The 21,564-nt window shown below is 62.8% G+C and carries 19 protein-coding genes; 2 read left to right on the plus strand and 17 right to left on the minus strand.

What is annotated here, in order from left to right:
• Position 1: 1 nt before the first annotated feature.
• The 5 genes from scpB to argS all read right to left on the minus strand — a co-directional run bounded on the left by scpB (position 2) and on the right by argS (position 5,170).
• Positions 2-583, minus strand: a complete 582-nt coding sequence (scpB, locus tag BVG79_RS09225; RefSeq protein WP_085786632.1) for an SMC-Scp complex subunit ScpB — start codon at positions 581-583, stop codon at positions 2-4.
• The gene (locus tag BVG79_RS09230) at positions 576-1,373 is read right to left on the minus strand and encodes a segregation and condensation protein A (protein ID WP_085786633.1); all 798 of its coding nucleotides are present in this window, start codon (positions 1,371-1,373) and stop codon (positions 576-578) included. The genes scpB and BVG79_RS09230 overlap by 8 nt, the downstream gene beginning before the upstream one ends.
• The gene (locus BVG79_RS09235; protein WP_085786634.1) at positions 1,366-2,358 is read right to left on the minus strand and encodes a glycoside hydrolase family 3 N-terminal domain-containing protein; all 993 of its coding nucleotides are present in this window, start codon (positions 2,356-2,358) and stop codon (positions 1,366-1,368) included. The genes BVG79_RS09230 and BVG79_RS09235 overlap by 8 nt, the downstream gene beginning before the upstream one ends.
• A gap of 50 nt (positions 2,359-2,408) precedes the next feature.
• The gene (locus BVG79_RS09240) at positions 2,409-3,329 is read right to left on the minus strand and encodes an SPOR domain-containing protein (RefSeq protein ID WP_085786635.1); all 921 of its coding nucleotides are present in this window, start codon (positions 3,327-3,329) and stop codon (positions 2,409-2,411) included.
• A gap of 98 nt (positions 3,330-3,427) precedes the next feature.
• Positions 3,428-5,170 (minus strand): arginine--tRNA ligase, encoded by a 1,743-nt coding sequence (gene argS, locus BVG79_RS09245; RefSeq protein ID WP_085786636.1) that lies wholly within the window; start codon positions 5,168-5,170, stop codon positions 3,428-3,430.
• 263 nt (positions 5,171-5,433) lie between these two features.
• On the opposite strand from argS, the gene BVG79_RS09250 reads away from it, so the two are divergent.
• On the plus strand, positions 5,434-6,987 hold the full coding sequence (locus BVG79_RS09250) for a DEAD/DEAH box helicase (RefSeq protein WP_085786637.1): 1,554 nt from the start codon (positions 5,434-5,436) through the stop codon (positions 6,985-6,987).
• A gap of 8 nt (positions 6,988-6,995) precedes the next feature.
• A complete protein-coding gene (locus BVG79_RS09255) occupies positions 6,996-7,640 on the plus strand; it encodes a hypothetical protein (protein ID WP_085786638.1) in 645 nt (214 codons plus the stop codon).
• A 22-nt stretch (positions 7,641-7,662) separates the two neighbouring features.
• On the opposite strand, the gene BVG79_RS09260 is transcribed toward BVG79_RS09255, so the two are convergent.
• The 12 genes from BVG79_RS09260 to nuoF all read right to left on the minus strand — a co-directional run bounded on the left by BVG79_RS09260 (position 7,663) and on the right by nuoF (position 21,563).
• Entirely contained in the window at positions 7,663-9,336 is a 1,674-nt protein-coding gene (locus BVG79_RS09260; protein WP_085786639.1) for a ribonuclease J, read from the minus strand.
• A 159-nt stretch (positions 9,337-9,495) separates the two neighbouring features.
• Positions 9,496-10,245, minus strand: coding sequence for a biotin--[acetyl-CoA-carboxylase] ligase (locus BVG79_RS09265; protein ID WP_085786640.1), 750 nt, complete (start codon positions 10,243-10,245; stop codon positions 9,496-9,498).
• Entirely contained in the window at positions 10,245-11,669 is a 1,425-nt protein-coding gene (nuoN, locus tag BVG79_RS09270) for an NADH-quinone oxidoreductase subunit NuoN (RefSeq protein WP_085787343.1), read from the minus strand. Before nuoN ends, BVG79_RS09265 begins: the two co-directional genes overlap by 1 nt.
• Before the next feature lies 1 nt (position 11,670).
• Positions 11,671-13,179, minus strand: a complete 1,509-nt coding sequence (locus BVG79_RS09275; protein ID WP_085786641.1) for an NADH-quinone oxidoreductase subunit M — start codon at positions 13,177-13,179, stop codon at positions 11,671-11,673.
• Complete coding sequence (gene nuoL / locus BVG79_RS09280; protein ID WP_085786642.1) at positions 13,180-15,195, minus strand: NADH-quinone oxidoreductase subunit L; 2,016 nt, start codon at positions 15,193-15,195, stop codon at positions 13,180-13,182.
• A 4-nt stretch (positions 15,196-15,199) separates the two neighbouring features.
• Positions 15,200-15,508, minus strand: coding sequence for an NADH-quinone oxidoreductase subunit NuoK (gene nuoK, locus BVG79_RS09285; RefSeq protein WP_085787344.1), 309 nt, complete (start codon positions 15,506-15,508; stop codon positions 15,200-15,202).
• Positions 15,508-16,119 carry an NADH-quinone oxidoreductase subunit J gene (locus tag BVG79_RS09290; RefSeq protein ID WP_085786643.1) on the minus strand — a complete coding sequence of 204 codons (612 nt, stop codon included), beginning with the start codon at positions 16,117-16,119 and terminating at the stop codon, positions 15,508-15,510. Before BVG79_RS09290 ends, nuoK begins: the two co-directional genes overlap by 1 nt.
• Before the next feature lie 9 nt (positions 16,120-16,128).
• Positions 16,129-16,623 carry an NADH-quinone oxidoreductase subunit NuoI gene (nuoI, locus tag BVG79_RS09295; RefSeq protein ID WP_085786644.1) on the minus strand — a complete coding sequence of 165 codons (495 nt, stop codon included), beginning with the start codon at positions 16,621-16,623 and terminating at the stop codon, positions 16,129-16,131.
• A gap of 4 nt (positions 16,624-16,627) precedes the next feature.
• Complete coding sequence (gene nuoH, locus BVG79_RS09300) at positions 16,628-17,668, minus strand: NADH-quinone oxidoreductase subunit NuoH (RefSeq protein WP_085786645.1); 1,041 nt, start codon at positions 17,666-17,668, stop codon at positions 16,628-16,630.
• 3 nt (positions 17,669-17,671) lie between these two features.
• A complete protein-coding gene (nuoG, locus tag BVG79_RS09305) occupies positions 17,672-19,657 on the minus strand; it encodes an NADH-quinone oxidoreductase subunit NuoG (protein WP_085786646.1) in 1,986 nt (661 codons plus the stop codon).
• Positions 19,658-19,808: 151 nt separating this feature from the next.
• Complete coding sequence (locus BVG79_RS09310) at positions 19,809-20,210, minus strand: DUF5333 domain-containing protein (RefSeq protein WP_085786647.1); 402 nt, start codon at positions 20,208-20,210, stop codon at positions 19,809-19,811.
• A gap of 75 nt (positions 20,211-20,285) precedes the next feature.
• Complete coding sequence (nuoF, locus tag BVG79_RS09315) at positions 20,286-21,563, minus strand: NADH-quinone oxidoreductase subunit NuoF (RefSeq protein WP_085786648.1); 1,278 nt, start codon at positions 21,561-21,563, stop codon at positions 20,286-20,288.
• Position 21,564 lies beyond the last annotated feature (1 nt).

The raw sequence follows: 21,564 nt of genomic DNA on the forward strand, positions 1-21,564 counted from the left end.
TTCACTCCTCCTCGAGGATGGTTTCGTCTGCCTTGTTCGTGACGATAGGCGGCAAGCGGCTTTCCAGCAATCCCGCCGCGCGCATTTCCTTCAAATCCGGCAGATCACGCGCGGTTTCCAAGCCGAATTGGTCCAAAAACGCCTCGGTCACGATATAGGTGACGGGGCGACCCGGTGTCATGCGACGGCGGCCAACACGCACCCATTCCAGCTCGATCAGTTGATCGAGCGTGCCTTTGTTCACCGAAACGCCGCGGATCTCTTCGATCTCGGCGCGGGTGACGGGCTGGTGATAGGCGATGATGGCCAGCGTTTCGATCCCCGCGCGCGAGAGTTTGCGCATCTCCTCGACCTCTTCGCGCATCAGATGCGACAGGTCGGCAGCGGTGCGAAAGGCCCACGCCTCGCCCACGCGCGTCAGGGTTACGCCATGGCCGGTATAGCGCGCCTGCAGCGTCGCCAGCGCGCCCGCAATATCGACGCCTTCCGGCAGGCGGGCGGCCAGTTGGCGGGCGTTCAGGGGCTTGCGCGCGGCAAACAAGATCGCCTCGACCATGCGTTCGGCGCTAGAAATCTCAGCCATGGGCCCCTCGTTTACGAATTTCGATCGGGGCGAAGCTGCTATCTTGGCGCAGCTCGGCCCGCCCCTCCTTTACCAGTTGCAGCGCTGCGGCAAAGGTTGCCGCCGTCGAAGAACGCCATTTTTCTGGCGTTTCGCGCCAATCTGCCGGCAGATAGCCGCTGATCTCGGTCCAATCGCCGGTAAAGCCGATCAGCTTGCGCATCCGCTCGAGAGCTTGATCCATCGTCATTACGGCTTCGCGTTCCAACGCAAAGGGGCGGAATTCCTCGCGGGTGCGCAGGCGGGCATAGGCCTGCATCAAGTCGGTGAGCGTGGCATACCATTTAACCGTGCGGTTGCGTTGGATCTGGCCAGGGTCGCCGCGCACAAAACGTTCGCGCCCCAACTGATCGCGCGCCATCAGCTTGGCGGCGGCCTCGCGTATGGCTGAAAGGCGTTCCAGCTGGAAGGCCAGATGCGCGGCCAGTTCCTCGCCCGATGGCCCTTCGGCCTTCGGGTCGGCGGGCAACAGCAGGCGAGACTTCAAGAAGGCAAGCCACGCCGCCATCACCAGATAGTCGGCAGCCAGTTCCAACCGCAATTCCTTGGCTGCGGCAATAAAGGCCAGATATTGTTCGGCCAGCGCCAAAATCGACACCTGCCGCAGGTCAACCTTTTGGGTGCGCGACAGCGTCAGCAACAAGTCAAGCGGCCCTTCAAACCCGCCGACGTCTACGATCAGCGCCTCAGCCTGAAGACGCAGGTCCAGATCGCTGACCGGCGCGCCCCCGAACGGTTGTCCGTCAGACATTGATCAGGCCTTGCAGTTCATCCCACAGCGCATCCAGATCGGCCGCGTCGGGGGTGCGTCGCTGCCCCAGCGCACGTGCGGCGCGCGCGACGGCGGCAACGGTGACACGGGGAACGGCGCCGGCCACGGCCTCCATCTCGACCATATCGCCATTGCAATGCAGCGCCAGATCGACACCCGCCGCGACGGTGGCGGCAGCGCGCTGCGCAATCGTCCCCGACAGCGCATTCATCGAGACGTCATCGCTCATCAGCAGCCCATCGAAGCCGATGGTTTGCCGGATCAGCGCAATCATCGCCGGCGACACGGTGGCGGGCAATTCTGGGTCGATAGCCGTATAGACGACGTGCGCAGTCATGCCCATCGCCATATCGCGCAATTCGATGAAGGGCGCGAAATCGCGGGCCAGCAATTCATCCAGCGGCGCGGTCACGGTGGGCAGGTGCAGGTGGCTGTCGACATTGGCGCGGCCATAGCCCGGAATGTGTTTCAGCACTGGCAGCACGCCGCCCGCCAACAGGCCGTCCGCCGCCGCATTGGCCGCCGCGACAACGCCCGCAACAGTTTCGCCATAAAGGCGACCGCGCAGGGATTCGTGGGTCTCGGGCTCGACCAGATCGGCCAGCGGGGCGCAGTTCACATCGATGCCGACGGCAGCAAGGTCAGCGGCGATCAGGCGGTTGCGCAGCCACTGCGCGCGCAGCGCGTCGCTGGCGCGTTCCATTTGTTCAAGCGCGGGCAGGAAGGCGCGCCAATGGGGCGGGCGCAAGCGCTGGACCCGGCCACCTTCTTGGTCGATCAGAATCGGCGCGTTCCACCCAACGGCAGCGCGCAGATCGCCGGTCAGGCGGCGCAGCTGTTCGGGCGATTCGACGTTGCGGCCAAACAAAATGAACCCCCACGGCTGCGCCGCGCGGAAGAAATCGGCCTCGGCCTGTGACAGTTTGGGGCCTGCACAGCCAAAAATAACAGCGGAATGGGGCATGGCGCGGTTCGCACTCGGGTTGAAGGGCTGCGGTTAACGGAGAAGTGGCCTTAGCTGGCCTGCACGGGAATGCAAGCGCCGTTCGCCGCAACCATCAGCGCACAGAAGCGGCGTGCATCATCCAGATCGGCAAAGCCAGATGCGCGCAAGCGATAGATCACGTTGCCGCCATTGGTCGCCTGTTGGATGACGGGCGTTTTTCCCCGCAGAAAATCGGTGAAGTTGCGGCTGAGGCGCTCCCATTCGGCGGTGGCCCCTTGGGTCGAGGGGAAGGCCCCAAGCTGCACCAAGGGGGTGCCCGCAGCTACATCGGACGCGATGGTTTGCGGGGCGGGGGCGACGGGCGTTGCAGCGGCGGCAGCATAAACGGCGCTGCGCGGGCGGGGCTGCGGGCGCATGACAGCAGGGCCAGATCCTTGACCAGACCCTTGGGCGGCGGGCGGCGCAGCTTGTGCGGTTGCCCCCTCAACCACGGGGGGGTTGATCAGCTGTGCCAGCAGATCGTCAATCGAATCGACCGGCGCATCGTCACCGGCGATCTGCAGAACATCGCCCGCGGACAAAACCTCGTCAGGCATTCCGTTGGGCAGCGCACCCGCGCCCGACATGTAGCGCGACTGCTGCGACAGATCTTCCCGCGTAAGGCCGGCGGATTGCGGCGCCAAAATCACCACGTCACTTTCCGAGGCAGCATCGGGGTTACGCGCCAAAACGGCATTCACCGACAGCCCGATGTTTTGCGCCAGCGACCCGCCGGGTGCTGTGGGCGCTGTACGCACCGGCCCGCTGCTGGCGTGGACCATGGGCGTTCCGGCAGCCTCGCGCAATAAAAGGCGATAGCCCCACAGGCCCACGGCGACCATCGTCCCCAACGAGATACATAGCCAGATCATCTGCAACGCCGCTTTGCGCCGCCCGCGTTGCGGCGGCGGGGGATCACGGCGGGTTTCACCCTCGGTGATGGATGCCATCAGCCTGTGCCTCGCTCTGGCGGGGCACCCGTGCGGATGCACCCGTCTGAATTGCCCGATCGCGCGGCCCGCGGTGCTTGTTCGTCAGCGCGCTTTTATCAGCGCAATTCCTCGGCCGGCGTGACCCCGAGGATACCAAGACCCGCAGAAATCACAACAGCCACGGCGCGGATGAGGGCGATTTTCGCCTGTGACGTTTCGGCGTCCCCCTCTTGCAAGAAGCGCAGCGAGGTATCGTCGTTGCCACGGTTCCACAGGGCGTGGAAATCCGATGCCAATTCATACAGATAGAAGGCAATCCGGTGCGGCTCGTTCCCGCGGGCGGCGATTTCGATCAGGCGGGGCCATTCGGCCAACTGGCGCATGACCTTCAGCTCGGCCTCGTGCCCGAGGCGCGACAGATCGGCGCCGATCAGCGCGGCATCCGACACATCCAACCCCGCATCGCGCGCGCGGCGCAGCACCGAATGCACGCGGGCATGGGCGTATTGCACGTAGAAAACGGGGTTGTCCTTGGATTGCTCGAGCACTTTGTCGAAGTCGAAATCCAGCGGCGCGTCGTTCTTGCGGGTCAGCATGACGAAGCGGGTGACGTCCGCCCCAGCTTGTTCGACCACATCGCGCAGCGTGACAAATGTGCCCGCGCGCTTCGACATCTTAAAGGGCTCGCCGTTTTTGAACAGCTTGACCAGCTGGATCAGCTTGACGTCCAGCGGCACCTTGCCCCCCGACAGCGCCGAAACAGCCGCCTTCATGCGTTTGACATAGCCGCCATGGTCGGCGCCGAACACGTCGATCAGCAGGTCAAAGCCGCGCTCGACTTTGTCGTAGTGGTAGGCGATGTCGGGCGCAAAATACGTCCATTGCCCGTCCGACTTCTTGATGGGGCGATCAACGTCGTCGCCATGCAGGGTCGAACGGAACAGCGTTTGCTCGCGCGGCTCCCAATCCTCGGGCAACTTGCCTTTCGGCGGCTCCAGCACGCCTTCATAGATCAGCCCTTGGGCTTCCAGCTTGGCGATGGCCGATTCGATCTTGCCCGTGCCATACAGCGCCTTTTCCGAGGAAAAGACGTCCATTTTCACATTCAGCAGCGCCAGATCGGCGCGGATCATATCCATCATCTGCTGCGTGGCGAATTCGCGCACGTCCAGCAGCCAGACGGATTCGGGCTGGTCCAGCAGGCTGTCGCCATACTTGTCTTTCAGCGCCTGTCCGACCTCAATCAGGTAATCGCCGGGGTAGAGCCCCTCGCGGATGTCGGGGGTCAGGCCGTTCGCCTCGCGGTAGCGTTCAAACGCAGATCGCGCCAGCACGTCGACCTGCGCGCCGCCATCGTTGATGTAGTATTCGCGCGTGACATCATAGCCAGCGTAGGACAGCAGCGATGCCAGCGCATCGCCGAACACCGCGCCGCGTGTGTGGCCCACGTGCATCGGCCCCGTCGGGTTGGCAGAGACGTATTCAACGTTCACCCGCTGCCCTTGCCCCAGCGTCGAGCGACCAAAGCCCGCATCCGACAGTACGGCGCGCAGTACCTCTTGCCACACATCGGCGGCCAGACGCAGGTTCAAGAACCCAGGGCCCGCGACTTCGGCCTTTTCGACACGCGGATCTTGCACCAGCTTTGCGGCCAGCGCATCGGCGATCACGCGCGGCTGGACACCTGCGGGTTTGGCCAGAACCATTGCGGCATTCGTGGCCATGTCGCCGTGGCCGGCGTCTCGCGGGGGTTCGACCGTGACATTATCGGTCGCCAATCCCGCCGGGATCACACCTTCCGTTACAAGCTGGTCAAGGCAGGCAATCACAAGCGCCCGCATCTGGGTAAACAGGTTCATTTCAGTCCTTCGGGCGGCCCGCGCCGCCTTGGCTGGTTGATCAGAATTCCCTGCGGTTTACCACGGACGGGCCGCGCGTCAACGTGCCCCTCCTGCAAAGGTGCCACAATCGCGCGCAAAAACCCTGCAATGATTGACGCAAAGACCCAATTCAGATAATTGCCCTTGACCCCGCATACGGCGGGTGAACCGACGGGACGCTCAGACCCATGCGTCCCTTTCTTTCATTCTTGCGGGGCCGTTCCCGCAATGACAGGACGCGAATGACCGAATTTTCCGATCTGAACCTCGACCCGAAGGTTCTGCAGGCCGTTGCCGAAGCAGGCTACACCACACCGACCCCGATCCAAGCGGGCGCGATCCCCGAGGCGCTGGCCGGGCGCGACGTGCTGGGCATCGCCCAGACCGGCACCGGCAAAACCGCCAGCTTCACGCTGCCGATGATCCAACTGCTGTCGCAAGGCCGCGCCCGCGCGCGCATGCCGCGCAGCTTGGTGCTGTGCCCCACGCGCGAGCTGGCCGCCCAAGTTGCCGAAAACTTCGACATGTATGCGAAGTATACCAAGCTGACCAAAGCCCTGCTGATCGGTGGCGTTTCCTTTAAAGACCAAGAGGCGATGATCGACCGCGGTGTCGACGTGCTGATCGCCACCCCCGGTCGTCTGCTGGACCATTTCGAACGCGGCAAACTGCTGCTGACCGGCGTGCAGATCATGGTCGTGGACGAAGCCGACCGCATGCTGGACATGGGGTTCATCCCCGATATCGAGCGTATCTTCCAGCTGACGCCATTTACCCGCCAGACGCTGTTCTTCAGCGCAACCATGGCCCCCGAGATCGAGCGGATCACCAACACCTTCCTCTCCGCCCCCGCGCGAATAGAGGTGGCCCGCGCTGCCACGACCAACCAGAACATCACCCAAGGCGTCGTTCTGTTCAAAGGCAGCAACAAAGAGCGCGAGCCGTCGGAAAAACGCGCCGTCCTGCGCGCGCTGATCGACGGCGAGGGCGAGGCGCTGACCAATGCCATCATCTTCTGCAACCGCAAGCTTGATGTCGATGTCGTCGCGAAATCGCTGAAGAAATACGGCTACAATGCCGAGCCGCTGCATGGCGATCTAGACCAATCGCAGCGGATGCGCACACTGGACGGCTTCCGCGACGGGTCGGTGAAGTTCCTCGTCGCCTCTGATGTTGCGGCGCGCGGGCTCGATATTCCGTCGGTCAGCCACGTGTTCAACTTCGATGTGCCCAGCCATGCCGAAGACTACGTCCACCGTATCGGCCGCACGGGCCGCGCAGGTCGCAAGGGTTCGACGCTGATGATCTGCGTGCCGCGCGACGAAAAGAATCTGGCCGCTATCGAAACGCTAGTCCAGCAAGAGATCCCGCGTGTCGAGAACCCGCTGAAAGACATGCCCGCCGTGCCTAAATCGCGAAGCGAGCGGAACGCCAAGCGCGCCGACGCCCCCGCGACCACGGCGGCAGAGGGCAAGAGCAGCGAAGGTAAGCAAGTCGAGCGTTCGCGCCGCCGCAAGCCCCGTCGCGAGGAGGCCGTCGCCGCCCCGCAGGCTGACGCCCCGCAAGATGTAGCGCAAGCCGCACCCAAGACTGCCGATACGACGGCGCACGATGACCGCCGCACCCGCGAAGACCGTGCCCCGCGTGAAGAGCGTGCCCCTCGCGAGGAACGTCGCCCACGCGAAGACCGCCGCAACCGCGACGATCGCCACGACGCACTAGGCAACGGGGGCTGGGGTGATGACATGCCGGACTTCATCCGCTATAGTTTTGCCGAGCGACGCAAAAAGGCTTAAGCAACGCTATGAAACGCACAGCAGCCGCAGCGGTGGTTGTTTTACTCGCCCTGCCCTTCGCAGGGCCTGCGGCGGCGCAGGATCAAACCTGCACCGCCCATGTCAATGACCAGCACCTCATCATCGTTGCGGGCACCGTGACCGACAGCTCGGCCGGTTGGCGCGAACGGATGACAAATTCCTGGAACGGTCGCGGCCGTGCCGAGGGCGACTACCCCCCCTGCGATTCCGAGGTCACGATCGCCTTTATCGGCGGCATGATGGGCCTAGAGGATACATCCGGCTACTGTTTGACCCGCACGGACGAGGACAGCGCGTGGTTGCTGGCACCGGGCGCGCGCAACTATCGCGGCGAATGCCGCAAAACCACCTGCGAATACGTCAATATGGCCGCCGACACATCGGGCGACATCCTGCGGCGCGGCGCTGAAATCGCGACCGGGCGCGACATTGATGATGTTGGTGATGGTGTGACCGCTGTGGCAGGCACAGCCGGCACATTGATGATGACCGGACAAGCCAGCAGCGTCATGCAAGCTTTGGGCGCGGGCGCACAGGCGTTGACGGCTGCCGTGTCGGGCCCTGCGCTGCTGGCGGCTGGCGCGGTCACCATCGTCGGCGTCGGCGGCGCCGTATATTTGTGCCGCGACTGAGATCAGCCGCGGCACTTTTTTCTTAGACCAAACGCGAGATAATCACGGTCACTTCGGGCTTGTGGCCGACTTCGCTGTTGGCCGTATTGCGCGTGATCTTGCGCAGTTCTTTCTCCAGCGCATCGTCATTCAGCAGCGTCTTATCGTCGGCGCGGCGCAGGTATTTGGTCAGCTCGGCCTCCAACACCTCGACCAGCGGGGCGTTGCCGCGGCCCAGTTCAGGCAGGCCCATGGCTTCGCACCACGGATCACCCAGCGGCTCGTCATGTTCGTCGATAATCAGCGTGACGGTGACATGGCCGTTCAGCGCCATACGAATGCGGTCGCGCACGACGCCATCCATCGCGCCGATCTGGACCGAGCCGTCCAGATAGGTGCGGCCGGTATCAATGTATTCCGCAACCTTCGGGCGATCGTCCGTCAGGTCCAGCATCATGCCGTTCACGGCCAAGAAGCCGGGAATATTGCTTTCCTCTGCCAACTTCACATGCTCGCGCAGGTGGCGGTGTTCACCGTGCATGGGCACGATCAGCTGCGGGTTGACGATGCGGTGCATAGTCTGCAGATCGGGGCGGTTTGCGTGGCCCGACACGTGGTAGCGCCCGCCTGCGTCGTCGACGATATCGACGCCCTTTTCCGACAGCATGTTCATAATGCGGATCACGCCGCGCTCGTTCCCCGGAATGACCTTGGACGAGAACAGGAACAGATCGCCCTCTTTCAGCTTCAGGCCCAGATAGCTGCCGTTCGCCAGTTGCGCGGATGCTGCGCGGCGTTCACCCTGCGACCCAGTGACCAGCAGCAGAACTTTGTGGCGCGGCATGTCGGCGGCTTCCTCGGGCGAGATCACGGCGGGGAAATCGGTCAAAAGGCCGGTTTCCAGCGCAGCCTCGACCATGCGGCGCATGGCGCGGCCCAGCAGGCAGATACGGCGGCCGGCAGCGGTAGCTGCATTCGCAATCGTCTTCAGACGCGCAACGTTCGAGGCGAACGTCGTAGCCACAACCATGCCGTCGGCGCTGGCGATCAGCTTCTCGACCTCGGGGGCGAGGGTCGATTCCGAACGGCCCGGGGCGGGGCTGAACACGTTGGTCGAATCGCACATCAGCGCCTTTACGCCCCCTTCGGCTGCACGCTTCCACAGTGCATCGTCAAAGGCCTCGCCAACGACCGGATCACGGTCGATCTTGAAGTCGCCGGTGTGCAGGATGCGTCCCTTGGGCGTGTCGATGATCAGACCCGCGCTTTCGGGGATCGAGTGGCTGATCGGCAGGAACCCCACGCTGAACGGGCCCATGGTGATTGTCTGCGCGGGCCACGGCTCGACGATATGCAGCACGGATTTGATCGGAGCGCCGCTTTCTTCCAGCTTGGATTCCGCAATGCGCCCCGTGAATTTGCGCGCATAAATAGGCGCGCGCAGACGCGGCCACAGGTGCCCGATGGCCCCGATGTGGTCTTCGTGCGCGTGGGTGATGATGATGCCTTCGATCCGCTCGCGGCGTTCTTCCAGCCATTTCACATCGGCGAAGATCAGATCAACGCCGGGGGTGGTGTCCATATCGGGGAAGGCGACGCCCAGATCTACAACGATCAGCCGCTCCTCGCCGGGTTTGCCGTAGCCGTAGACATAGGCGTTCATGCCGATCTCGCCCGCGCCGCCGAGGGGAAGGTAGATCAGTCGATCCTGAGACATTGAGTTTCCTTGATTTGTTGAAGGGATGCAGGTGCCGTAAAGGCAACCCGCGACTGAGGGATCACACGCGATCCGGTTGCAATGCACATCGCCCTCCGCGCGCGGGGATGCAAGCCCCCACGCGGATATTTTACACCGACAGCTGCGGATGTGCGGCTATCAGCCGCCGAAATGCACCTCGGCGGCGGCGATGGTGCGCAGGCCCTGCGGGGTGCGCAGCAGTAGATTGCCGTCGTCGTCGAGGCCCTCGAACGTGCCTTCATGTGTAGCGTTGGGCAGGCGGGCGACGATGGGTTTACCCAGCATGACGGCGTGATCCAGCCACATTTGGCGGATCGGGCCAAAGCCGTGGGCGGCAAAAAGCGCCTCTTGCGCGGCGAAGGCGCGGGCCAGTCGCGGCAGAAATTCCTGCGGGCTGGGCGGCGCCTCGCCCAGTGCAACGGGGGCAAAGACGCTGCCGTCGGGATCGGGCGCGCTGGCCAGATTGACGCCAATACCGATGGCCAGCCAATCGACCTGCGCCCCAGCCGTGCGGCTTTCCAGCAAAATCCCCGCGACCTTGCCGCCATCCAGCAGCACATCATTGGGCCACTTCAGCCCGAGCCGCGTGGGCGCCACGTATTCGGCCAGCGCCGTGCGCAGCGCGTTCGCCATCAAGAACGACCGCAATCCGGCGGCGTGTGCATCGCCTGCGGGCCGAAACACGATCGTGCCCGCGAAATTCCCCAGCGGGTGCCGCCACGCCCTACCCCGCCGGCCGTGGCCCGCTGTTTGTTCCAACGCAAGGATCCACGTCGGCTGCGTCAGGCCCGCCTCGGCCATGCGGCGCGCCTCGAACATAGTGCTGTCGATACGGTCGTGCACGACCCGCCCGACACCAGCGGGCCATTCTTCGTCAAGTACGGTCATCAGGGGATGAGGGATTGCGCTGCGATGGCGGCCAAGGGTTCCAGTCCAAACAGGTTAAGCGCACCCAGCGCCGTTGCCAGTGCCGAGACGGCCAGCGCCACCCGCAGCGGCCAATCGGCAGGGGCTTGCAAATCCCCCTCGGCCGGCACGAAATACATCAGGTAGACGATGCGCAGATAGTAGAACGCCCCGATGACCGAGGCAACCACCCCCGCCGCTGCCAGCCAGATCAGCCCTGCGTCAATCGCTGCCTGCAAGACGTAAAGCTTGCCAAAGAACCCGATGAAGGGCGGTATGCCCGCCAAGCTTACCATCAGCACCAGCACCGCCAACCCGCGCGCGGGCTGCGCCCAGCCCAGCCCCTTCAGTGCGTCAAGCTGGCTGATCGGCGCACCGTCGCGCACCATCGACAAGATAAAGGCGAAGGCCCCGATGCTCATGATGGCGTAGAGTGCCATGTAGACCAGCATCGCTTCGACCCCGAAGGCGGTTCCGGCGGCAAGGCCGAGCAGCGCATAGCCCATATGGGCAATCGACGAATACGCCATCAGCCGTTTGATATCGCGCTGCGCAATGCCCGCGATGGCCCCAAGGAACATAGACAGCAGCGACAGTACCACGATGATCTGTTGCCAGTCGGCCAAGATGGGGCCGAAGCCGCTGTGCACAATGCGCGCCAGCATAGCCATGGCCGCAACCTTGGGCGCGGCTGCCATGAATGCGGTGACGGGGGTGGGTGCGCCTTCGTACACATCGGGCGTCCACATGTGGAACGGCACGGCCGAGATTTTGAACGCGACCCCGGCCAGCAGGAATACCAGCCCGAACAGCAGGCCGATGCTGGCCCCCTCGGCCGCTTGCGCGATGCCGGCGAAACTGGTGGTGCCCGCAAAGCCGTAGGTCAGCGACGCGCCATACAGCAGCAGGCCCGACGACAGCGCCCCGAGGATGAAATATTTCAGCCCCGCCTCGGACGAACGGGCGTTTTCGCGCCCGAATGCGGCAAGGATATAGAGGGCGAGCGACTGAAGCTCGAGCCCCATATAGAGGGTGATCAGGTCGCTGGCGCTGACCATGACCAGCATGCCAAGCACCGCCAGCGCGACCAGCACGGGGTATTCAAACCGCAGCATCGCACGGTCCGCCAACCAGCCTTGGCCAATCGCCAGAACAGCCGCTGCCGACAGTAAAATAACCGCCTGCGCAAAACGGGCGAAGCCATCGATCGTGATCAGGCCGCCAAAACCCACGCCATCGGCGCGGAACATCACAACCAGCCCCAGAATGGCCAGCACCCCCGCTGTCAGACTGTGCAGCAGCGGTGCCAGCTTGTCGTGCCCGCCAAAGGCCCCCCAGATCAGGGCGGCAATCGCGAACAAAGCCAAGGCAATTTCAGGCGAAATCAGCGCGAGATCGGCAGACATGCTAGTATCCTCCGGCAGCGGCGATTTCGGCGGCCACATGGTCGACCAAACGCTGCACGCTAGGGCCGGTGATGTCGGTGACAAGGCTGGGGTAGACCCCCAGCAGCAGGGTCATCACGACAAGCGGCACAAAAATGGCGATTTCGCGGGGGGTCAAATCTGCAATCGCCTGCAACGGCTTGTGCGTGATCGCCCCCATGATGACACGGCGGAACAGCCAAAGCCCGTAGCCAGCCGACAGGATGATACCAGTCCCCGCGACCAGCGCGACCCAGCTATTGGCCTGATACGCGCCCATCAGTGCCAAAAACTCGCCCACAAAGCCAGACGTGCCCGGCAAGCCGATGTTGGCCATCGTGAACAGCAAAAACAGTGCGCCATAGACGGGCATACGGTTCAGCAGTCCGCCAAAGGCCGCAATCTCGCGCGTGTGCATGCGGTCGTAGATGACGCCGACGCACAGGAATAGCGCGGCAGAAATGAAGCCGTGGCTGATCATCTGGAAAATCGCGCCGTCAATCCCTTGGCGGTTCAGCGCGAACAGGCCCATGGTGACGAAGCCCATATGCGCCACCGACGAATAGGCGATCAACTTCTTCATGTCGGTCTGCACCAGCGCGACCAACGAGGCATAGACCACCGCAATCGCCGAAAGCCACAGCATCAGCGGGGCCAGCATTTCACTGGCCAGCGGAAACATCGGCAGGCTAAAGCGCAAGAAGCCGTAGCCGCCCATTTTCAGCAGCACCGCCGCCAGCACGACCGAGCCTGCGGTTGGCGCTTGCACGTGCGCATCGGGCAGCCATGTGTGCACGGGCCACATCGGCAGCTTCACGGCAAAGCTGGCCATGAACGCCAAGAACAACAGCACCTGCATGCCCCCTGCCATCGGGAAGCTGTAGTTCAGCAGCTCGACCCCGCCTTCGCCGCACGCGGCGATACAGGTTGTGCCCGCATCCCAGTACATCACCAGCATAGCGACCAGCATCAGCACTGATCCAAGGAAGGTGTAGAGGAAGAATTTGAACGCCGCGTAGACGCGGTTTTGCCCGCCCCAGACGCCAATGATCAGGAACATCGGGATCAGGCCGGCCTCGAAGAACAGGTAGAACAGCACCAGATCCAGCGCCGCGAACACGCCGATCATCAGCGTTTCCAGCAGCAGCCACGCGATCATCAGCGTGCGGGCGCGCTCGCTCACCTCCCAACTGGTTAGGATCACCAGCGGCATCAGGAAGGTGGTCAGCATGATGAACAGCACCGAGATGCCGTCGACGCCCATGCGATAGGAAAGGCCCATCACCCAAGCGCGATCCTCGACAAACTGGAAACCGTCGTAGGCGGGGTCGAACCCGAACAGGATGAACAGCGAGGCAACGAACGTCGCAACCGTTGTGCCCAGCGCCACCCAGCGGGCATTTCGCTGGGCTGCAGGGCCTTCGCCGCGCAAAAACAGCGCCAACACCAGCGCGCCGATGGCCGGTAGAAACGTGACTAAGGACAGCAACATTCAGCGCCCCCCTGCAAACAGGAACAGCCACAGCAGCAGGATGACAACACCGATCACCATCGCAAAGGCATAGTGGAAAAGATAGCCGGTCTGCGCGCGCGACAGCGCCCGCGTGGCCCGTGGGATCAGCCCCATGGCGACACCGTTCAGGGCGCCGTCAATCACCGCCTCGTCCCCGCCATGCCACAGCGCGCGGCCGATCGCCTGCGCGGGGCGCACGAAAACGCGGTCGTAAAGCTCATCGAAATACCAGCGGTTCATCAGGAACGCATGCACCCCACCCCAGCGCGCGGCCAGTTGCGCGGGCAGCGCGGGGCGGGTGATGTAGAACACGACCGCGACGGCAAGGCCCAGCAGCATCGCCACAAAGGGCGCGACTTTAACCCAAGCTGGCACAGCGTGGGCGTCGTCCAGCACATGGTTATCGGGGGCGATGAACAGTGCGCCTTGCCCCGGTTGACCGGTAAACGCGTAGTGGTGATGGCCCGCATCTGCCACGGGAATACCGAAGAACGCCCCGACCTGATCGACATGGCCAAAGAAATCGCCCACCCAGATCACACCCGCCAGCACCGCACCCACAGCCAACACCGCCATCGGCACCAGCATGACGAGCGGGCTTTCGTGCGGGTGGTGGTGGCCATCGCCCCGCGCCTTGCCGAAGAATGTCAGGAAAATCAGCCGCCAGCTGTAAAAGCTGGTCAGCGCCGCAGCAACGACCAGCACCGCGAAAGGAAGGAAGCCCGCTCCTGCAAAGGCGCTTTCGATCACTGCGTCTTTTGACAGGAAGCCCGCGAAACCGATTTGCGTCAGCGGGATACCGACGCCCGTGATGGCCAGCGTGCCGATCATCATCATGGCAAAGGTGAACGGGATCTGACCGGCGAGGCCGCCGTAATTGCGCATATCCTGTTCATGGTCTGTCGCGTGAATGACCGAGCCCGCCCCAAGGAACAACAGCGCCTTGAAAAAGGCGTGGGTGAACAGGTGGAACATTGCAACGCCATAGGCCCCCACCCCGACCGCCACAAACATGTAGCCCAGCTGCGAACAGGTCGAATAGGCGATGACGCGTTTGATGTCGTTCTGCACCAGCGCCACTGTCGCCGCATAGAACGCAGTGGCGGCCCCGATGACGACCACAAAACCGGTGGCAATTGGCGCAAACTCCAAAATCGGCGACATGCGGCACAGCAGGAACACGCCCGCCGTCACCATCGTCGCGGCGTGGATCAGGGCGGACACGGGGGTCGGCCCCTCCATCGCGTCGGGCAGCCATGTGTGCAGGAACAGCTGGGCGGATTTACCCATGGCCCCGACGAACAGCAGCAGCGCGGCAAGTTCGGTCACGCTCCAATCGCGCCACAGGAAAGGGATGCCGCTTTCGGCCAGCGCGGGCGCGGCGGCGAAAATATCGGCGAAGTTCAACGAGCCTGTCGCCAGAAACAGCACCATCATCGCCAGATACAGGCCCAAATCGCCCACGCGGTTGACGACAAAGGCCTTCATGGCAGCCGCGTTCGCGCTGTCTTTGCGAAAGTAAAACCCGATCAGCAGGAAGGACGCGAGGCCCACCCCCTCCCAACCGACGAACAGCTGCACAAGGTTGTCGGCCGTCACCAGCAGCAGCATCGCAAAGGTGAACAGCGACAGATAGGCAAAGAAGCGCGGGCGATAGCTTTCGCCATGGGCGAAGTTGTCGTCATGCGCCATGTAGCCCAGCGAATAGAGGTGCACCAAAGCCGAGACCGAGTTTATCACCACCAGCATGATCGCGGACAGCCGATCCAGCCGGATTGCCCAATCGACCTGCAGCGTGCCTACATCGATCAGGCGCAGCAGGTGGATCACCTGCGTATCGCCCGCAAACCGGAAGAACACGACCCATGACAGCGCGGCCACCAGCAGCATGATGCCCGTGGCCACCCATGTCGCCAACTGCTCGCCCAGCGCGCGCCAGCCGAAACCGGTCACAACCGCGCCGACCAAGGGGGCCAGAAGGATGATGTGCTCCATCAGGTTACCCCTTCATCACATTGGCGTCTTCGACGCCGATCGCGCCGCGCCGCCGGAAGAACGTCACGATAATCGCCAGCCCGATGGCCGATTCCGCCGCGGCGACCGTCAGCACGAACAGGGTGAACACCTGCCCCGTCAGATCACCCAAGTAGCTGGAAAACGCGATGAAATTGATATTCACCGCCAGCAAGATCAGCTCGATCGACATGAGCAGAATGATCACGTTGCGGCGGTTCAGGAACAGGCCGAACACGCCGATCACAAACAAAATCGCCGCGACGCCCAAGTAATGGCCCAGCGTGATGGTCATCATGCGTCATCCTCCAACCCTTGGCCCGGCTTGGGGTTCACCATGCGAATAGCCTGCGCCGGATCGCGCATCATCTGCTGCATCACATCCTGCCGTTTCACATCCTGGCGGTGGCGCATCGTCAACACGATGGCCCCGATCATGGCGACCAGCAGCACAAGGCCGGCCAGCTGGAACGCAGGGAAGTAGCGGTCGTACAAAATCGCGGCCAAGGCCTGCGTATTATCCACTGTAGCCGGCACCGGCGCATCCAGATTGGCAGCGGCGCTTGGGGCAAAGCCCCAATTTCCGAACACGACCACAAGCTGCGCGGCGATCACCACCCCGATCAGGATCCCCACGGGCAGATAGGCCCCCGCATTCGCGCGCATCGCCGCGAAATCCACATCCAACATCATCACTACAAATAGGAACAGCACCGCAACCGCCCCGACGTAGACGATCATCAGAATCATCGCGACGAATTCGGCGCCCAGCAGCACGAACAAACCCGCAGCCGACAAAAACGCCAAGATAAGCCACAGCACGGCATGGACGGGGTGGCGCGCGGTGACGGTCATCAATCCGCCCGCCAGAACACCCGCCGCAAAAAGGTAAAAGATAAAGGCCATGCTATCCCTTTACCGATACGGCGCGTCGGCGGCGAGGTTGCGGGCAATTTCGGCTTCCCACTTGTCCCCGTTCGCCAGCAGGCGGTCTTTGTCGTAGAACAGCTCTTCACGCGACTCGGTGGCGAATTCGAAATTCGGGCCTTCGACGATGGCATCCACGGGGCAGGCCTCTTGGCAGAAGCCGCAGTAGATGCACTTCGTCATGTCGATGTCATAGCGCGTGGTGCGGCGGCTGCCGTCGTCGCGCGGCTCGGCATCAATCGTGATGGCTTGGGCTGGGCAGATCGCCTCGCACAGCTTGCAGGCAATGCAGCGTTCCTCGCCCGAGGGGTAGCGGCGCAGCGCGTGTTCCCCGCGGAACCGCGGCGACAGGGGCACTTTTTCGTGCGGGTAGTTCACCGTGGGGCGCGGGCGGAAGAAATACTTCATCCCCAAGCGGAAGCCGTCCCATACATCCTTGAGCAGAAAGTATTTCGCAGCGCGGGTATAGTCGATTTGCGACATGCCTCTAGCCTCCTGTTGCCCAGCGGGCCCATGCGCCGCCCAGAACTTCGAATTTTGCAAGGAATGCCACGATGACGACCCAGCCCAGCGACATGGGCAGGAAAACCTTCCAGCCAATGCGCATCAACTGGTCATAGCGATAGCGCGGCACTGTGGCTTTCACCAAAGCGAAGATGAAGAAGCATGCCAAAACCTTGATAATAAACCAGATCACCCCGTCAGCCACCCCAGGAATGGGCGACAACCACCCACCAAGGAACAGCAGAGTCACCAGCGCGCACATCAGCGTCACGGCCGTCAGCTCGCCAATCATGAACAACAGGAACGGGGTGGAGGAATATTCGACCTGATAGCCCGCCACCAGTTCTGACTCGGCCTCGGGCAGATCGAACGGCGGGCGGTTTGTTTCGGCCAACGCCGAGACGAAGAACAGGAACAGCATCGGGAAATGCACGACCCAGTACCACGAGAAGATCCCGTAGGGCCCGTTTTGCGCATGCACGATGTCCGACAGGTTCATCGATCCGGTCGAGATAATGATCCCGATGATGATCAGGCCGATCGACACCTCGTACGAAATCATCTGCGCCGCCGACCGCAGCGCCCCGAGGAACGCGTATTTCGAATTCGACGCCCAGCCCCCCATGATCACGCCGTAGACCTCAAGCGAGGAAACCGCGAAGATATAAAGGATCGCCACGTTGATGTCGGCCACGACCCAGCCGTCGCTGAACGGGATCACCGCCCAGCCCGCCATGGCCAGCACAAACGACATCATCGGGGCCAAGAAGAAGACAAATCGGTCCGCACCTGCAGGGACGATGATTTCCTTGACCACGTATTTCAACAGGTCGGCAAAGCTTTGCAGCAGCCCCCACGGCCCAACCACGTTTGGCCCGCGCCGCAACTGCACGGCTGCCCAGACTTTACGGTCGGCATACATCAAAAACGCCAAAGCCAGCAGCACCAAAACCATGACCAGCAAGCTTTGCAACGTGATCAGCAGCACGATGCCGACGGGGTTCTGGGTCAGAAATGCAATCATGCTCTACTCCGCCGCGATGGCCCGTCGACTGACACCCGCCGCCAACTGCCCCATCAGGGCGGAGGCACGCGCAATCGGGTTTGTCAGATAGAATTCCGTCACCACGGCGGGGAAAGTCCCTTGCCCCAGTGGGCCCTGCGCCAAGGCGGGGGCCGGATTTTCCGGCACCACGTCCAACAGGCCCAGATGCGGGTGCGCCTGCACCAGATGCTGGCGCAGCGCGGCCAAAGTATCCCACGGCAAGGGCGCGCCCAACGCCGACGAAACGGCCCGCAGCACGGCCCAATTCTCGCGCGCCTCGCCCGGGGGGAAGCCTGCGCGCAAAGCCAGTTGCGGACGACCTTCGGTATTCACGAACAGGCCGGATTCCTCGGCATAGCAGGCCGCCGGCAGGATCAGATCGGCACGATGCGCACCGCGATCGCCGTGGCTGCCCTGATAGACCACGAATGGCCCCTCGGGCAGGTCAATCTCATCGACGCCTAGCGCGTAAATCAGCCCCGCGCCCTGCAACGCAGCATCAAGGCCGCCCTCGGTCGCGGCGCCGACATCCAGCGCGCCGACGCGCGCGGCGGCGGTGTGCAATACCAGCACCTTACCGCCCTGTGCCGCCGCCAAGTCAAACGCCGCCGCTAAGGTTGCGCCGCCATCCATCAACGCGCCCTGCCCGATGATGATCAAACCACCCTCGACCGGATCACGCGGCAAATCCGCGATGGCGGCGGCGCTGTCGCCTGCATGGTGAACCGCGTAAGTCAAATCGGCGGGCGTACCCACCATCGTCACCTCGGCCCCCGCCAACCATGCCTTGCGAATGCGGGCGTTCAGAACGGGCGATTCGACCCGGGGGTTGGTGCCGATCAGCGTAATGTGGCGCGCATGGTCGATATCGTCGATCCGCGCGGTGCCGGCATAACCGCCCCGTTCCAATGGCAGCGCCGCGCCATCCAGACGCGATTCCACCTGACCACCCAGCGATTCCACCAGTAGTTTCAACGCATAAGCTGCCTCGACCGAGGCCAAATCGCCCACCAGACCGGCCACTTTCACGCCCGTCGCTTTCTGCGCCAACAGGGCCAAAGCCTCGGGCCACGAGACAGGGCGCAACCGGCCATCTTCGCGGATATACGGCCGATCAAGCCGTTGCCGTCGGATACCGTCCCAAATGAACCGCGTCTTGTCCGAGATCCACTCCTCGTTCACGCCGTCATGGTTGCGGGGCAAAATACGCATGACTTCGCGCCCGCGCGTGTCGATACGAATATTGCTGCCCAGCGCATCCATCACGTCGATGCTGGGGGTTTTTGTCAGCTCCCACGGGCGGGCGGTAAAGGCGTAGGGTTTGGATGTCAGCGCGCCAACGGGGCATAAGTCAATGATATTGCCTTGTAAATTCGAATCCAGCGTCTGCCCGAGGTATGACGTCACCTCGGCATCCTCGCCGCGGCCCGTCTGACCCATTTGGGTGATACCGGCAACTTCGGTCGTAAACCGGACACAGCGCGTACAACTGATGCAGCGCGTCATATGAGTCTCGACCAGCGGCCCCAGATCGATATCGTCCGAGGCGCGCTTGGGCAGGATGAACCGGCTTTCACTGCGACCATAAGCAAAGGCCTGGTCTTGCAGATCGCACTCGCCCCCTTGGTCGCAAATCGGACAGTCCAGCGGGTGATTGACCAGCAGGAATTCCATCACCCCCGCCCGCGCTTTTTGCACCATCGGGCTTTGTGTCAACACCACCGGCGGCGCACCTTCGGGGCCGGGGCGCAGGTCGCGCACCTGCATCGCGCAAGAGGCCGTAGGTTTCGGCGGCCCGCCGACCACTTCGACCAAACACATGCGGCAGTTCCCCGCAATCGAGAGGCGTTCGTGGTAACAGAATCGCGGAATTTCGACCCCGGCGGCCTCACAGGCCTGTATCAGGGTCATGGCGGCGGGGACTTCTACTACCCGCCCGTCGATGCTGATCTTGCGTAGGTCGTTCATACCTGCGTGCCCTTGGATTCTTACGGATTTTTCCCATAAGCGGCCTTAGAATCAGCCTATCCAAATCGCGCAGCAGACACCAGCGTAAACCGCGACAAATAGTCCAATTTAACTTCTGAAAGTGACTATTTTCATCGCCTTAAATTTCGAATCAGTGCAGCAGGCGACCGATCTGGCTACCGGCTGCGATTTGGCTGCGCCCAACCGCGCAAAACGTCTCGGGTTGGCCGTCAATCGCACCCAAATCCCGCAAGCGCCCGCGCGCGACGTCTTCCAGATTCCGCTTCTGCGTGCGGTCATCGACAAAGCTATCAATCTCGACGCTGCTATAGCCGAGGCCCCGCGCGGTTGATTTAATTCCGTTCAGATACCCGATGCCGCGCAGCAGACGAATATTGACCGCCCCGCACACACGGCTGATTTCATAGGCCATCGCGGCGGTGATCAGTGGCTCGGTCACTTGCGCCACTTGCCCCAAGGGCGGGCGCGCTTGGGCCAGTGCCATGGACGGCATTAGGGTCGTGACCATCATTGCTAACATAAAACGCCGCATTTTCCGCCTCCAACCGCTTGCCATCAAAGTGTGCGGCGGGCCGCCAAGGTTCAAGGGGCGCGTGAAATTGCGCGCTTATTCGGCGGCAATCCGGCTTTGGCGCAAGCGGGCCTCAACCTCGGGGCGGAAGTGACGCACCAAACCCTGAATGGGCCAAGCCGCCGCATCGCCCAAGGCGCAAATCGTGTGGCCCTCGACCTGTTTGGTCACTTGGATCAGCATGTCGATTTCGGCAGGCTCGGCCGTGCCCAAAACCAGCCGCTCCATCACGCGCATCATCCAACCCGTGCCTTCACGACAAGGGGTGCACTGGCCGCAGCTTTCGTGCTTGTAGAACTTCGACAACCGCCAGATCGCTTTGACGATATCCACCGACTGGTCCATCACGATGACCGCCGCCGTCCCGAGGCCCGACTGCTGACCGCGCAGCCAGTCGAAATCCATGATGGCCTCGTCCATCACAGCGGCAGGCAAAACCGGAACCGACGATCCACCCGGGATCACGCCCTTCAGGTTATCCCAGCCGCCGCGAATGCCGCCGCAATGCTTGTCGATCAACTCGCGGAACGGGATCGACATTTCTTCCTCGACCACGCAGGGGTGGTTCACGTGGCCGGAAATGGCGAAAAGCTTGGTGCCCGCATTGTTCGGGCGGCCAAAGCTGCTGAACCAGCTGGCCCCGCGCCGCAAAATCGTGGGCGCGACCGAGATGGATTCGACGTTGTTCACCGTGGTCGGACAGCCATACAGCCCCGCGCCAGCCGGAAACGGCGGCTTCATGCGCGGCATGCCCTTTTTACCTTCAAGGCTTTCCAGCAGCGCAGTTTCCTCGCCGCAGATATAGGCGCCCGCGCCGTGGTGCAGGTACAGGTCAAAATCCCAGCCCGACCCCGCCGCGTTTTTGCCTAGCAGGCCCGCGTCGTAGCATTCGTCGATGGCGCGCTGCAGGGCCTCACGCTCGCGGATATATTCGCCGCGAATGTAGATGTAGGCGGCATGGGCACCGATGGCATAGGACGCGATCAGGCACCCTTCGATCAGCGTATGGGGTTCGTGGCGCAGGATTTCGCGGTCTTTGCAGGTGCCAGGCTCGGATTCATCGGCATTCACCACCAAATAGGCAGGGCGGCCACCGGTATCTTTGGGCATAAAGCTCCACTTCAAGCCGGTCGAAAACCCTGCCCCACCGCGCCCACGCAGCCCCGAGGCCTTCATTTCTTCGACGATCCAGTCCCGCCCCTTCGCGATAATGGCGGCAGTGCCGTCCCAATGGCCGCGCATCTGCGCACCGCGCAAGCTGCGGTCGTGCTGGCCATAGATGTTCGTGAAGATACGGTCCGAATCGTGCAGCATC

Source organism: Ketogulonicigenium robustum (assembly GCF_002117445.1).
Classification (GTDB): Bacteria; Pseudomonadota; Alphaproteobacteria; order Rhodobacterales; family Rhodobacteraceae; genus Ketogulonicigenium; species Ketogulonicigenium robustum.

Coding starts and splice junctions, on each gene's coding strand:
- nuoK (WP_085787344.1), bottom strand. CDS start 15,508: ATGACCATCACGCTGGGCCATTACTTGGGCGTCGCGGCGATTTTGTTT.
- BVG79_RS09250 (WP_085786637.1), top strand. CDS start 5,434: ATGACCGAATTTTCCGATCTGAACCTCGACCCGAAGGTTCTGCAGGCC.
- nuoI (WP_085786644.1), bottom strand. CDS start 16,623: ATGTCGCAAATCGACTATACCCGCGCTGCGAAATACTTTCTGCTCAAG.
- nuoN (WP_085787343.1), bottom strand. CDS start 11,669: ATGTCTGCCGATCTCGCGCTGATTTCGCCTGAAATTGCCTTGGCTTTG.
- BVG79_RS09310 (WP_085786647.1), bottom strand. CDS start 20,210: ATGCGGCGTTTTATGTTAGCAATGATGGTCACGACCCTAATGCCGTCC.
- argS (WP_085786636.1), bottom strand. CDS start 5,170: ATGAACCTGTTTACCCAGATGCGGGCGCTTGTGATTGCCTGCCTTGAC.
- BVG79_RS09230 (WP_085786633.1), bottom strand. CDS start 1,373: ATGTCTGACGGACAACCGTTCGGGGGCGCGCCGGTCAGCGATCTGGAC.
- BVG79_RS09240 (WP_085786635.1), bottom strand. CDS start 3,329: ATGGCATCCATCACCGAGGGTGAAACCCGCCGTGATCCCCCGCCGCCG.
- BVG79_RS09290 (WP_085786643.1), bottom strand. CDS start 16,119: ATGGCCTTTATCTTTTACCTTTTTGCGGCGGGTGTTCTGGCGGGCGGA.
- nuoL (WP_085786642.1), bottom strand. CDS start 15,195: ATGGAGCACATCATCCTTCTGGCCCCCTTGGTCGGCGCGGTTGTGACC.
- BVG79_RS09255 (WP_085786638.1), top strand. CDS start 6,996: ATGAAACGCACAGCAGCCGCAGCGGTGGTTGTTTTACTCGCCCTGCCC.
- BVG79_RS09260 (WP_085786639.1), bottom strand. CDS start 9,336: ATGTCTCAGGATCGACTGATCTACCTTCCCCTCGGCGGCGCGGGCGAG.
- scpB (WP_085786632.1), bottom strand. CDS start 583: ATGGCTGAGATTTCTAGCGCCGAACGCATGGTCGAGGCGATCTTGTTT.
- nuoH (WP_085786645.1), bottom strand. CDS start 17,668: ATGATTGCATTTCTGACCCAGAACCCCGTCGGCATCGTGCTGCTGATC.
- BVG79_RS09265 (WP_085786640.1), bottom strand. CDS start 10,245: ATGACCGTACTTGACGAAGAATGGCCCGCTGGTGTCGGGCGGGTCGTG.
- BVG79_RS09275 (WP_085786641.1), bottom strand. CDS start 13,179: ATGTTGCTGTCCTTAGTCACGTTTCTACCGGCCATCGGCGCGCTGGTG.
- nuoG (WP_085786646.1), bottom strand. CDS start 19,657: ATGAACGACCTACGCAAGATCAGCATCGACGGGCGGGTAGTAGAAGTC.
- BVG79_RS09235 (WP_085786634.1), bottom strand. CDS start 2,358: ATGCCCCATTCCGCTGTTATTTTTGGCTGTGCAGGCCCCAAACTGTCA.
- nuoF (WP_085786648.1), bottom strand. CDS start 21,563: ATGCTGCACGATTCGGACCGTATCTTCACGAACATCTATGGCCAGCAC.